Here is a 13,370-nt window from a genome sequence, read left to right on the forward strand (position 1 = left end):
CCTCAAACAGTTGTTCGGAAGGGTCGAGAATCATGGCTAAGGCGACGCGCGTCACGGGACACAGCAACGACTGGTTCACCGGTGGCAGCAACGACTGGTTCGCTGGTGGGAGCAACGATTGGTTCACCGGTGGGAGCAACGACTGGCTCGTCGGCGGCAGCAACGACTGGTTCGTCGGAAATGTCCGTACGGCCAGCAACGACTGGTGACGGTCGGTAAATCTTTACTGCCCTCTTACATTCAAACCCGGTGATTCCGGAAACGGAATTCGGAATTCACTTCACGGTGATTTGACCGGGATCGGTCGCAGCCCGGTGGGCACGTGCCCAGGCAGTGCCTGCCGCGACCGCGGCCAGGGTGCCCGCGACGCCCATCACGGCGAGCGCCCGCGGTGCACCGAGCGGTTCTGCGAGCGCGCCCGCGAGCAGGATGCCGAGCCCTTGGCTGCTCTTCAGAGCAGTGCTGGCCACACCGAAGGCCTGTCCCCTTTGGTGGTCCGGCACGGCCTGGACGAAGGCAGCGCTCGTGGGCAGGTGGTACGCCGATGCGAGGCCCGACAGCGCCCACAACCCGACAGTGGGCAGCAGGCGGGGCTCCAGCGCGCACAGCACCAGTGGGACGCACGCGCCTGCCGCCAGCGGCCCGATCAGCTTCATCCTGCGCTCCGGCGGCAGGAGGGTGATCAGCCACATGCCCAGTACGGCGCCGGCGGGGCTGGCGGCCAGCAGGAGGCCCGACGCCTCCTTGCCCTGGCCGATGGCGTCGGCGTACGGGACGGCGAGGCCTTCCACAGTGACGTAGAAGCCGGCGACGGCTGCCAGGGAGATCAGCGCGCGCAGCTTCGGCGTACGGAGTACTAGAGAGGTACCGGCGGCCAGGTCGCTGAAGTAGCTGCGTCGCGGCTCGTCGCTGACGCCCTCCTTCGTCGGAGCCGGGCGACTCCGTACGCCGAGAGCGATCAGCAGAGCGGACAGCAGGAACGTCCCGGAGTCGAGCAGCAGGCCGCCGGAGACGCCGACGGCGACCACGATCACCCCACCGGTCCCGAAGCCGAGCACCTGGCTGAACTGCACCACCATGTCGTTGGCGGCCTTGCCCAGCACGTAGTGGTCGCCCGGCAGTACGACGGGCAGCGTGGCGGCGCGTGCGGCGTTGAACGGCGAGCCGAACGCCTGCAGGCCCAGCAGCAGCAGGATGACCGACCACAGGGGGAGTGCCTCGATCGCCATCAGGGCGACCACGACGGCCCTCGCGAGGTCTGTGACGATCATCACCTGGCGACGCGGGTAGCGATCGGCGAAACCGGCCAGCAACGGGCCGAACACCAGGTCCGGGATGAAGGTCAGGGCGTAGGTGAGAGCGGTCAGTCCGGCTGACGCCGTGCGCTCGTAGACGAGGACGGAAAGGGCCACCCGGGCCAGCTGGTCACCGGCGACGGACAGGATCCCGGCCAGGAACAACGCCCTGAACTCCGTCTGCCCGAACACGTCCCGCCAGCGCGCACGCTCGACCCCCACCCCACCAACCATGCAGAGACCTTAACCACAATCCGTGCTGCCACACCTGCCCGCTGTGACGACAGGGGAATCCCTTCGGCGTGACCTTCCTGACACCACCAGTGGATCAAGGGTTTGCTCGCGGCGAATCAGTGCCACATCTCCTGCCCGGGTGTCGATGCGCTTGTCCGGGCCCTCTATCCTGGAGTCCTTCGGTACCGGGGTCTGGGCGGGGCGGCCCCGACCCTGGTACCGGAGTCTTTCTCCCGGGTCGAGCATCGCTCCCCGGATCTCTAAAAACTGTCGGTGGCGGACGGTAGCGTTCTTCTTGCCAGGGGCGGCTCCTGGACGTGCTTCCTTCTCCTTTCCAAGGCCTAGTAGCGCGTCCGCTCTCCGCCCCTGGCGCTGTCTTCTTTCGCCCACTGCCGGGAGGTTCGATGCCGGACGCGCTCGCCGCGGTGCTGCTGCGCCGCCGACGACTGGTCGACGGCGACCGCCTCACCCCACCGGTCCGGCGCTCCGCCTGGCAGTGGCTGAAGCGACCGCTGACCACGCAGGCCGGCCTCGGCGCACTGCAGGCCGACCTGATCCAGCGCGGCTTCCTGACGTCCGTCGCGCTGTACCGGTACGCCGCCGGCCTGAACCCGCTGGCCCTGACCGGCTTCGGACGCGACCTGCTCGCGCTGCTCGACCAGGAGTCCGGTGCGGACGCCGAGCACGTCCCGCTGTTCCGTGGCTTCCCGGAGAGCGTGCCCGGCAACACCGAGACCTTCTACATCAACCGCGTCTTCGCCCGGCTGCTGCAGGAGCCCGAGCAGCCGTGCGTGCTGTGCGGTGAGGTCGACAAGGTCCACGCCGTCTCCCCGTGCGCCCACCTGGTCTGCCGGTCGTGCTGGGACGGCTCCGACTTCAGCGCCTGCCCGCTGTGCCTGCAGCGGATCGACCCCGACGACCCGTTCCTCGAGCCGTCGTTCGACGAGGTGCCGGCTGACCCAGTGGATGGGGACCGTCTCCGTTTGCTCGGCCTGGCGCCGCTTGATGCCGCGCAGACCACGGCCGCCGACCTGCTCGCGCGCCGATCGCCCTTGTCCGTGGTCGATCGCGCCGACCTCGCCGTACTGCTGCAGGACGCCGACCCGACCTGGCTCCCGCCGGTCATCCCGGTCCGCGAAACCCGCGCGGTCGTCGTCGCTCAGCTGATGCAGCAGCATCCGTCGGTGATCGACCTGGTCGAAACGGCCACTGACGCGCTCCGTCTGCTCTACGTGCTGATGGACGCCGATCCGGGCCTCCGCACTCCGCCTGTACGACGACGCTCGCTGCCGCGCTCCGTCCGCCGCACGATCCTGTCGCGCCTCGACCGTGTGCCGCTGGAAGCTCTCGTCGAGGACCTCCACCGCCACGAGCGCACGTGGAAGCGTCTCGCCGAAAACCTCCACCCGTTCGAGCATGCGGCCCGCTACCCGTCGGCAGCGACCGCCTTCGCCCTGATCCGCGGCACGACCCTCGACCCGGCAACTCCCGCGCACCGCGCCGTACTCTCCGAGGTCGCGCGCCAGCCGTGGATCCGGCTCGAGCACCCTGCGCCCTCTGCCTCTGCCTCCGCCACTGCCTCTGGCGCGTCAGCTGCGTCCGCCTCCGCCACTTCGGTTGGCGTGCGGCTTGCGACCAGCACCTTCGCCAGCCGGGTCGAGGGTGCGTTCGCGGCGGATCGCCCTGTCGCTGCGTTGGACCTCTTGCGCCAGCGCCCGGGCGAGCTCGTCCGTCGGCTCGTCCACCTCGCGCGGGTGCTTCCGCCCGACGCGCACGGCGTACTGGTGGAGGCCCTCGGCACCGCCGTCTCCGACGTCTCGCCCGTCGTCCTCACCGCCGCACTCGGCCAGATCCGCACCCCACCAGGCGATCTGCGTCTGTTCTTCCCCCGCGGCGGTACGACGAAGGTCTGGACCACCGTCGACGAACGCGACCCGCTCCCAGCACCGCTCGCCGCGGCGCTGGCCGGTCTGCTGGTCTCCGAACTGTTGCGCAGGGCAACCGCTTTGCCGCGCCTGCGTCGTGCCTTCCTCGACGAAGACCTCAACCTGCTCGCCGCTCCCGGCAGTGAGCGCGGAGCGTCGTCGACGCTGCTGCGGATGACCCGGGGGAGCGCCCAGCCGATCCCGATCGACGACGAGCTGCGCCTGTTCCTGCACTGGCAGGAGCCTGCGGGGCAGCGGGTCGATCTCGACCTGTCCGTCGCGGTCTTCGACACCGAGTGGCGCTTCGTCGGCCTCTGCGACTACACCCGCCTGCGCTTCGACCAGGATGCGCTGGTGCACTCGGGCGACCTCACGTCCGCCCCCGGCCCGCTGGGCGCGACCGAGTTCGTCGACCTCGACCTCACCGCCGTACGCCGAGTCGGCGGGCGGTACCTGCTGCCTGTCGTCTTCAGCTACAACAACGTCCCCTTCGACCGCCTGCAGCGCGGTTTCGCCGGCGTCATGCGCCGCCCGTCCGGGCTGTTCGACCCGATCGCCGTCGAGGACCGCTTCGACCTCGCCGGCCCGGCGAAGATCCTGATGCCGTTCGGCGTCGACCTGCACACCAAAGAGCTGCGCTGGTACGACGTCAACCTCAGCGCCGCCGGGTACCGCCACAGCATCGCCAAGTACGCCGGGCAGCTCGCCCTGATGTCAGCCGCCCTCGAGGAGGTCCACGGCTCCGGCGACCGCGTCTCCCTCTGGGAGATCGCCTGCTGGCACGCGGCCGCCCGCACTGACGAGGTCGTGGTCCGCTGCGCCGACGGCTCCGTCGTCGGCTACGTCCGCACCCCCGACGAGGACACCACCACCTTCGCCCACCGCCTCACCACCCGCCGCGAACCCGACCGCGTCTGGGACACCGACGCCGCCCAGCGCGCCGACTTCGTCGCCGTCATCACCACCGACGACCTCAACCCGCCACCCGGCGCGACGGTCTACGCCCTGCACCCACGCCTGCTCGACCCCACCACCCACAACCTCATCGCAGCCCCGGCCCTGCTCTCCCCACTGACCCCCGACACGAGGGCCCGCCTCACCACCCACTGACGACCGCCCCAGCCCCCGCGCGCCCGCCCTGACCCCGGGGTCCCCAGGCCCGCGCTTGCTCCCGCGCCCATCGCCGCACGCGCCACCGCCCCGACGTACCGGCCCCCGCCCACCCCAAGTACCAACCCCCGCACGCGCCACCACCCCGACGTACCGGCCCCCGCCCACCCCAAGTACCAACCCCCGCACGCGCCACCACCCCGACGTACCGGCCCCCGCGCTCCACTCCAAGTACCAACCCCCGCACGCGCCACCACCCCGACGTACCGGCCCCCGCGCTCCACTCCAAGTACCAACCCCCGTACGCGCCACCGCCCCGACGTACCGCCCCCGCGCCCCACTCCAAGTACCAACCCCCGTAAGCCCCGCCCTTCCACTCCCACCAGCCCCCGAACCAAGCGGCGGTGCCGCCGGCCTCTCACCCACCGGCGGCACCACCGCCCGGCTCACTCACCCCGATGCAGGGGATCGCGGGAAGGTTGCGGAGTTTCACATTCCGGTGACGTGCCGCGGTTCGGCGGCGACGGAATTGCGGGACCGGAGTACAAAGGAAGTGTCGGCGAAGGGAGCCAACCATGACCTACGACGTGGTGGTGCTCATCGAACGTGAGATGAGCGAGGGCGACGCTGCAAGGGTCGCCGCCTTGCACGCGAGACATGACGACGCAGTGCACTACCACCTGCTCGTCTCCAGCCATCCGACCGAGGGAATCGCCGGACCGATGGCGCTGCTCGGGTCCAGTTTCGCCGACGTCGCCGGGCTGTCCGGCGGTGCCGTGCAGAACCGCGCCCACTCCGGTACGGCGACCGCGCTCGCGGACCCGCAGTACGACCTCGCGTCGGTGATCGAACACAGTTCGCGCCGCCTCCGCGGCCGCAACCCCGGCTCGGTCAACGTGTCGATCACCCACGGCGAGATCCTGCTCGCGCTGCGCACCCTGGTGAACAGCACCAAGAGCCAGGAGGTGGTCGTCGTCGCCTGGCCGGAGACCGCCGCCCGCTTCGTCTGCTCCGACTGGCCCACCCGGGCCCGCAAGGAACTCAAGGTCCCCAGAGTCCGCGTAGTGGAACACGACACCTGACCGGCGTCCGGCCGTACGACGTACGGCCGGAAGGTCCTTGACACCTGCAAACGCGCGGACGAACCTAGTGAACCGGTTTGCCCGAGGGCGTGGCTCCGGGTCTGCTGCTTGTCGAGCGGCAGACTAGGGGGCCACACCCTCCGACCAGTTCAGGAGTTCTTGCGTGAAGTCCTACTTCAGCCCCGTGGTCGCGCTGCTCGGATCGGCCGCGTTGCTGGCCGTCGCGGCCTGCTCGGCCGGTTCCGGCTCGTCCTCGGGGTCGGGGTCGCCCGGCGCGGACGACTCGCTCGCGATCGGGCTGGTCGCCGAGCCGGCCAGTCTGGACTTCACCACCACCGACGGTGCCGCGATCCCGCAGGCGCTGCTCGGCAACGTGTACAACGGGCTGGTCAAGCAGGACGAGACCGGCAAGATCGTGCCGGACCTGGCCACGTCCTGGAAGGTCTCGGCCGACCGCAAGACGTACAGCTTCACGCTGGTCGACAACGCGAAGTTCACCAACGGGCAGGCGTTCACCGCCGACGACGCGGTGTTCAGCATCGACCGGGTGAAGACGGCGTGGACGACCTCGCTGAAGTCCGCGATGGACGTGGTCCAGACCGCGAAGGCGGTCTCGCCGACCGAGCTGCAGGTGACACTGGCCAAGCCGAGCAACGACTGGCTGTTCAAGATGACGACGCGGATCGGCGCGATGTTCTCCAAGACCGGCGTCGACAAGCTGGCCACCGACCCGGTCGGCACCGGCCCGTACAAGTTCGGCGCGTGGAAGCGCGGCGACTCGATCGTGCTGCAGCGCAACGACGCCTATTGGGGGACCAAGCCGCACTTCGGCCAGGTCACGCTGAAGTACTTCAAGGACCCGACCGCGCTGAACAACGCGCTGCTCACCGGCACGATCAACGTGATCGGCACGGTCCAGGCGCCCGAGGCGCTGAGTCAGTTCACCAGCAACGACAAGTACCAGGTGATCGAAGGTACGACGAACGGCGAGGTCCTGCTGTCGTTCAACAACTCCCGTGCGCCGCTGTCGGACCTCCGCGTCCGCCAGGCCGTCCGGGCTGCGATCGACCACAAGGCGTTGCTCGACACCTGCTGGGCCGGCCGCGGCAAGCTGATCGGCAGCATGGTGCCGCCGACCGACCCCTGGTACGAAGACCTGACCAGCGTCGCGCCGTACGACCTGACCAAGGCGAAGTCGTTGCTGCAGGCAGCAGGTGCCACCGGCAAGACCCTTCGGTTGCGCTTGCCAACGTTGCCGTACGCAACCTCCTGCGGCCAGGTGGTGAAGAGCCAGCTGGAGCAGGCCGGGCTGAAGGTGCAGATCGACCAGCTCGAGTTCCCGGCCGCGTGGCTGACCGCCGTCCTGAAGAACGCCGACTACGACATGTCGATCATCGCGCACGTCGAGCCGCGCGACCTGGGCGCCGTCTTCAACGCGAAGTACTACACCCGGTACGACGACCCGACGCTGCAGGCCGAGCTGGCCGCGGCCGACGCCGGTGACGAGGCGACGCAGGTCAGCGAGATGAAGAAGGCTGCCCGCCGGCTGTCCGAGCAGGCGGCCGCGGACTGGCTGTTCCTGATCCCGAACCTGATGGTCGCCGACAAGGACGTGAAGGGCCTGCCGCAGAACGCGATCACCGAGTCGCTCGACCTGTCCACGCTGTCGCGATGATCCGTCGATCGGTGGCGCGATGAACCCGGAGCCGGCGCGCCTGGACCTGGTGCCGCGAGCGCTTTCGGACCTGGTGCCGCGAGCGCTTTCGGACCTGGTGCCGCGAGCGCGCCCGGAGCTGGTGTCGACGACGGGTCCGGAGCTGGTGGCGCGGTGATCCTGCGTCTGGTCGAGCGGACCGCGGTGCTGCTGGTCAGCCTCGCGGTCAGCTCCGTGCTGGTGTTCGCGTTCCTGGCCGTGCTGCCCGGCGATCCCGCGCGGGTCGCGCTCGGCGTCAACGCCTCCGACGAGGCGGTCGCCGAGCTGCGCCGCCAGTTCGGGCTCGACCGGCCCTTGCCGACCCAGTACGTCGACTGGCTGACCGGGCTGCTGCACGGCGACTTCGGCACGTCTTATATCTCGAAGGCGGAGATCGGGCCGCAGATCACCGACCGGTTCCAGGTCACGTTATGGCTTGTCGTGGTCGGGATGGTGATCGCGCTGCTGGTCGCCGCGCCGGCCGGGACGGTGATGGCCGCGCGGCACCGCAAGCTCTCCGGGCTCGCGCTGTCGGCGGTGTCCCAGGTGGGCGTCGCCGTACCGGCGTTCCTGGCCGGGATCCTGCTGATCATGCTGTTCGCGGTGAAGCTCGGCTGGCTGCCCGCGAACGGCTGGACGCCGCCGGCCGAGGATCCGGCGATGTTCCTGCGGCAGTTGGTGCTGCCGGCGCTGTCTCTTGGGTTGGTGCAGGGTGCGGTGCTGACGCGGTACGTGCGGTCGGCCGTGCTCGACGTACTGCGCGAGGACTACCTGCGGACCGCGCGGGCCAAGGGGCTGCGGCCCTTTCGCGCGTTATGGCGACACGGGCTGCGCAACGCCGCCGTACCGGTCGTGACGGTGCTCGGGTTACAACTTGCGACGTTGCTGATCGGCGCGGTCGTCGTCGAGCGGGTCTTCGTGATCCCGGGGCTCGGCAGCCTGCTGCTGGACGGGGTGTCCAATCGCGATCTCCTGGTGGTCCAGGCCGTGGTGATGGTGCTCGTGGTCGCCGTACTGGTTGTGAACTTCCTCGTTGATCTGCTGTACGTCGCGCTGGATCCGCGGCTGCGGGTGAGTCGATGAGCGCCGCGATCAACCCGGCCGGTCGGGTCGGCGGTCGCCGCCGCTGGAACCCGAGCTTGCTCGTCGGCGGCTTCATCGTTGGGTTGATCGTCCTGCTCGCGCTGGTGTCCTTCGTCTGGACGCCGTACGACGCGACGCTGGTCGACCCGGCCGGCCGCTTGGCCTCGCCGTCGTGGTCGCACTGGCTCGGCACCGACAAGTTCGGTCGCGACATCTTCAGCCAGCTCATGGTCGGCTCGCGAACGACGCTGTTCGTCGGACTCGTTGCCGTCGGCGTCGCGGCCGTGATCGGTGTCCCGCTCGGCATCCTCGCCGCGATGACGCGTCGCTGGTCGAGCGAACTGATCATGCGCGCGAACGACCTGCTGCTGGCCTTCCCGGCGTTGCTGCTGGCAATCATGTTCGGCGCCGTCTTCGGCGCGAGCACCTTCACCGCGATGGTTGCCATCGGCATCGCCACGATCCCCAGCTTCGCGCGCGTGATCCGCAGCGGTGGTCTGCAGGTGATGCGCACCGAGTACGTGCTCGCCGCCCGCGCCGCCGGTCGCCGCCCGTTCCCCATCGCCGTCCGGCACGTCCTGCCGAACGTGGTCAGCCTGATCACCGTCCAGGCCTCGGTCTCCTTCGCCATCGCCGTACTGGCCGAAGCCGCACTCTCCTTCTTGGGTTACGGCACCCCGCCCCCGACGCCGTCCTGGGGCCGGATGCTCCAGGAATCGCAGGAGTTCCTCTTCAGCGCACCCCGCCTAGCCGTCTTCCCCGGCCTCGCGATCGCCATCGCCGTCCTGGGCTTCAACCTGCTCGGCGACGGCCTGAGAGACCACTTCGACCCCAAACTGGAGGACCGCCGATGACCCGCCCGGCGGACGCCGTCAACCCGCCCCCGGCGGATGCCGTCAACCCGTCCTCGGCGGATGCCGAGCCTTCGATTGACGCGGCGCCCTCGGACGCGGATGCCCCCGGCCCTTCACCCGACGCGGCTGCGGCGCAAGACGTCTTGACCGTGCGTGGACTCACTGTCTCCGTCCGCGACCTGCAACTGGTCAGCGACGTCGACCTCTCGGTCGGCCCGGGGGAGCGGGTCGGCCTGATCGGCGAGTCCGGCTCCGGCAAGTCCCTCACCGCGCTGAGCCTGCTCGGTCTCCTCCCCGAGGACGTCACCGCCACCGGCTCCGTCCGCCTCACCGGCATCGACCACGACCTGATCGGCGCCGGCGAACGCCGCATGTCGCGCATCCGCGGCAACCACCTGGCGATGGTCTTCCAGGAGCCGATGACCGCGCTCAACCCCACCATGCGCATCGCCGACCAGGTCGCCGAGACGATGCTCATCCACCACACCCGGTCCGGCCGCCGTACCGCCCGAGCCGCCGCCATCGACCTCCTCGAACGCGTCGAACTGACCGGCGTGGCCCGCGCGTACCCCCACCAACTCTCCGGTGGCCAACGGCAACGAGTAGTCCTCACCATTGCCCTCGCCAATGATCCCACCCTCCTCATCTGCGACGAGCCGACCACCGCCCTCGACGTCACCGTCCAGGCGATGGTCCTCGACCTCATCCTCCGCGGCGTCACCGCCCGCGACGCAGCCCTGCTCTTCATCACCCACGACCTGGCCGTCGTCGCCACGATCTGCCAACGCGTCCTCGTCATGTACGGCGGCCGAGTGGTCGAGTCCGGTCCCGTCCACCAGGTCTTCACCGCACCCCGCCACCGCTACACCGAAGGCCTCCTCGCCGCCTCCGACCTCGAATCCGCCGACTCCGGCGAGATCACCTCATCGGAACCGGCCCGCCGCCGCCTCCCCACCATCCAAGGCACCGTCCCCGCCGCCGGCCACTTCCCCAACGGCTGCGTCTTCCGCACCCGCTGCCCCCAAGCCACCGACCTCTGCACCACCCCACCCCCTTGGACCGGCACCCCCACCACCGGCTACGCCTGCCACCACCCAGCCGGAGCCCCCAATGCCTAACCCCACCACCCCCGCCCAACCGGCCCGGCCCGCCTCACCCACCGTCCCCGGCCGACTGGTCCGGTCCGCGTCGCCCATCGTCCTCGGGCAGCCGGCCTGGTCCGCATCGCACACCGCCCTCGGACAACCGGCCTGGCCGACCTCGCCCACCGCCCTCGGGCAACCGGCGCAGGCAACCCCAACCACCACCGCGGCTGCTCCGACCCACTCTTCTTCCCTTCCGGCCGCAGCGGCCTCACCCCGCACAGCCCACCCGGCCGCATGGGCACCTGCGGCAGCCCAGCCGCCGCAGGCAACCCCACCCACCACCGCGGCTGCTAAGCCCCACTCTTCTTCTTCTCCGGCCGCAGCGACGTCACCCCGTACAACCCACCCGGCCGCATGGGCACCCACCTCAGCCCACTCCGCCGTACGGACCAACAACCGCCCCGCCGGAGCAACCAATGCCTGAGCTCACCCGGCTTCCACGCCCCTCCGACGCGGCACACCGCCCAGACCCCCTCATCAAAGTCACCGACGTCACCCGCGACTACCCGCGCCCCCGCACCTCACTCTTCAGACGCGCCGAGGTAGTCCACGCCCTCCGTGGTGTCAGCCTCGACGTCCAACCAGGCGAACGCTTCGGCATCGTCGGCGAATCCGGCTGCGGCAAGTCCACCCTCCTCCGCATCATCGCCGCCCTCGACCGCCCGACAGCAGGCAAGGTAGTTGTCGACGGCAAGGACATCACCAACCTTCCCGAACGCCGCCTGCGCTTCCTCCGCGAGAACCTGCAGCTCGTCTTCCAGGACCCGATGAGCTCCCTCGACCCCCGCATGCGCGTCCGCGACATCATCGCCGAGCCTCTCGTCGTCCAAGGCCACCCCGCCTCAGGCGCCCGCGTAAAGGAACTCCTCGACGCCGTCGGCCTCTCCGCCGACGCCGGCGACCGCTTCCCGCACCAGTTCTCCGGCGGCCAGCGCCAACGCATCTCCATCGCGCGAGCCCTGGCCCCCAACCCCAAGATCCTCATCGCCGACGAACCGGTCAGCGCCCTCGACGTCTCCGTCCGCGCCCAGGTCCTCAACCTGATCTCCGACCTCGTCGACGAACTGGATCTCACCCTCGTCTTCGTCTCCCACGACCTCTCCGTCGTCAAGCACGTCTGCGACCGCGTCGCCGTCATGCACGCCGGCGAAATCGTCGAGACCGGTACGACGGGCGAGGTGTACGCCGCCCCCCGCCACCCGTACACCCGCCGCCTGGTCGCCGCCATCCCCACCCTCCCCAAAGCCCTCGCCGGCGCCACTCCCCAAGACCTCATCCCGAAGGGAGCCCGAGCATGACCGAGAACCCCATCAGCCCCGATTCCGCGCTCCCACCCACCTCGGACCCCGCGCTCCCACCCACCTCCGGCCCCACGCCTTCCTCTCAAGTAGTCCTCCAATTCCCCGCCGGCCTCCCCATCGGCGAGTCCTGGGTCGAGGCCCCCACCACCGCCCCCGTGCACTTCCCGTACGACGGCTCCGCCATCGCCCAAGCCCCAGTCGGCGACACAACCCTCGCCCACCAAGCCCTCGAGAACGCGCTCTCCATCCGCTCTCAAGTAGCCCACCTCCCGTCGTACACCCGCAGGTCAGCCCTCCAAGGAGCGCTCTCCGCCCTCTCCACCAGGCGCGAGGAGTTCATCAACCTCCTCATCCTCGAAACCGGCAAGCCCCGCGTCGACTGCGAGGTCGAACTCGACCGCACCCTGCTCACCCTCCAGACCGCAGCCGAGGAGGTCGCCCGCCTGCACGGCGAAACCGTCCCCCTCGACCTCCTCCCGAGCGGCGAGAACCTGATCGGCTTCTGGGTCCGCAAACCGATCGGCGTCGTCATCGGCATCACCGGCTTCAACTACCCCCTCCTGCTCGCCGCCCACAAGATCGCCCCCGCGCTCGCCGCTGGCTGCCCGATCATCGTCAAACCCGCGCCGCAGACCCCGCTCGCGACCCTCTGGCTCGTCCACCTGTTCCGCGAAGCGCTCGCGGAAGCCGGCGCCCCGAAGTCCGCCGTACAGCTGATCACCGGGGGAGTGGACGTCGGCTCGACCCTCACCACGGACCGCCGCATCGGCGCCGTCTCGTTCACTGGTTCGGCCGCCGTCGGCCACCAGATCGCGCGCGACGCGGCCCCCACCAAAGTCCTCCTCGAACTCGGCTCCAACTCCGCCCTAGTCGTTGCCGAAGACGCCGACCTCGCCGCAGCCGCCGACGCGGTCGTCCGCGGCGGGTACTACGCGTCCGGCCAGGCCTGCATCAGCGTCCAGCGCGTCATCGTCGTCGAATCCGTCCGCGCCGCGTTCCTCGCCGAACTCACCCCGCGCCTCGACGCCGTCAAGGTCGGAGATCCCCGCGAGAGCGCGACCCGCGTCTCCGCCCTCATCGACGAACGCTCCACCACCCGCGTCAACCGCTGGATCGACGACGCCGTCACCGCCGGCGCCACTCTCGCCCACCAAACCCAAGTCGCCCAAGGCAACAGCAGCCCGGCCTCCAGGTCAGTTGCCCAAGGCAACAGCAGTCCGGCCTTCGGACCAGTTGCCTCGACGCCGGATTCCGTTGCCGAAGGCGATCATCAGCTGCGCCCGATCATCGGCCCCACCGTCCTGCTCGACCTCCCGCACGGTCAGCAGGCCTGGGACGAGGAGATCTTCGGCCCGGTCATCGCGATCCGCTCGGTCCCCGACGTCGAGAGCGCGTTCCAGGTCGTCAACGACACCCGGTACGGCCTGCACGCCGCCGTCTACACCGCGTCCCTGTCCACCGCATTCGCCGCGATCGACCAGCTCGACGTCGGGGGAGTGGTCGTCAACGAGGTCCCCGGCTTCCGCAGCGACGTCATGCCGTACGGCGGGGTGAAGGACTCCGGCACCGGCCGGGAGGGCCCCCGCTTCGCGATCGAAGAACTCACCACCACCCGCATGGCCATCATCCGCCCCAACCCCTGACCCGA

At 69.9% G+C, this 13,370-nt stretch carries 10 protein-coding genes; 9 read left to right on the plus strand and 1 reads right to left on the minus strand.

The window, feature by feature from the left end:
• Nucleotides 1-32 precede the first annotated feature (32 nt).
• A complete protein-coding gene (locus ACYVIO_RS42805) occupies nucleotides 33-209 on the plus strand; it encodes a DEAD/DEAH box helicase (RefSeq protein WP_460656769.1) in 177 nt (58 codons plus the stop codon).
• Between the two features lie 66 nt (nucleotides 210-275).
• On the opposite strand, the gene ACYVIO_RS42810 is transcribed toward ACYVIO_RS42805, so the two are convergent.
• Complete coding sequence (locus tag ACYVIO_RS42810; protein WP_460656770.1) at nucleotides 276-1,529, minus strand: MFS transporter; 1,254 nt, start codon at nucleotides 1,527-1,529, stop codon at nucleotides 276-278.
• A 404-nt stretch (nucleotides 1,530-1,933) separates the two neighbouring features.
• Between ACYVIO_RS42810 and ACYVIO_RS42815 the strand changes: the two genes are divergently transcribed.
• From ACYVIO_RS42815 to ACYVIO_RS42850, 8 genes are all read left to right on the plus strand, one after another.
• Complete coding sequence (locus ACYVIO_RS42815; RefSeq protein WP_460656771.1) at nucleotides 1,934-4,564, plus strand: MXAN_6230/SCO0854 family RING domain-containing protein; 2,631 nt, start codon at nucleotides 1,934-1,936, stop codon at nucleotides 4,562-4,564.
• Between the two features lie 575 nt (nucleotides 4,565-5,139).
• Entirely contained in the window at nucleotides 5,140-5,646 is a 507-nt protein-coding gene (locus tag ACYVIO_RS42820; protein WP_460656772.1) for a hypothetical protein, read from the plus strand.
• A gap of 163 nt (nucleotides 5,647-5,809) precedes the next feature.
• Nucleotides 5,810-7,321 carry an ABC transporter substrate-binding protein gene (locus ACYVIO_RS42825; protein ID WP_460656773.1) on the plus strand — a complete coding sequence of 504 codons (1,512 nt, stop codon included), beginning with the start codon at nucleotides 5,810-5,812 and terminating at the stop codon, nucleotides 7,319-7,321.
• Nucleotides 7,322-7,474: 153 nt separating this feature from the next.
• Nucleotides 7,475-8,422: an ABC transporter permease gene (locus tag ACYVIO_RS42830; RefSeq protein WP_460656774.1), complete on the plus strand. Its 948-nt coding sequence runs from the start codon at nucleotides 7,475-7,477 to the stop codon at nucleotides 8,420-8,422.
• Nucleotides 8,419-9,276, plus strand: coding sequence for an ABC transporter permease (locus ACYVIO_RS42835; RefSeq protein WP_460656775.1), 858 nt, complete (start codon nucleotides 8,419-8,421; stop codon nucleotides 9,274-9,276). The genes ACYVIO_RS42830 and ACYVIO_RS42835 overlap by 4 nt, the downstream gene beginning before the upstream one ends.
• Nucleotides 9,273-10,394, plus strand: coding sequence for an ABC transporter ATP-binding protein (locus ACYVIO_RS42840; RefSeq protein ID WP_460656776.1), 1,122 nt, complete (start codon nucleotides 9,273-9,275; stop codon nucleotides 10,392-10,394). The genes ACYVIO_RS42835 and ACYVIO_RS42840 overlap by 4 nt, the downstream gene beginning before the upstream one ends.
• Before the next feature lie 443 nt (nucleotides 10,395-10,837).
• Nucleotides 10,838-11,719 carry an ATP-binding cassette domain-containing protein gene (locus ACYVIO_RS42845; RefSeq protein WP_460656777.1) on the plus strand — a complete coding sequence of 294 codons (882 nt, stop codon included), beginning with the start codon at nucleotides 10,838-10,840 and terminating at the stop codon, nucleotides 11,717-11,719.
• Nucleotides 11,716-13,365 carry an aldehyde dehydrogenase family protein gene (locus ACYVIO_RS42850; protein ID WP_460656778.1) on the plus strand — a complete coding sequence of 550 codons (1,650 nt, stop codon included), beginning with the start codon at nucleotides 11,716-11,718 and terminating at the stop codon, nucleotides 13,363-13,365. Before ACYVIO_RS42845 ends, ACYVIO_RS42850 begins: the two co-directional genes overlap by 4 nt.
• The last annotated feature ends 5 nt before the right edge of the window (nucleotides 13,366-13,370 follow it).

It is taken from the genome of Kribbella endophytica, assembly GCF_054781295.1.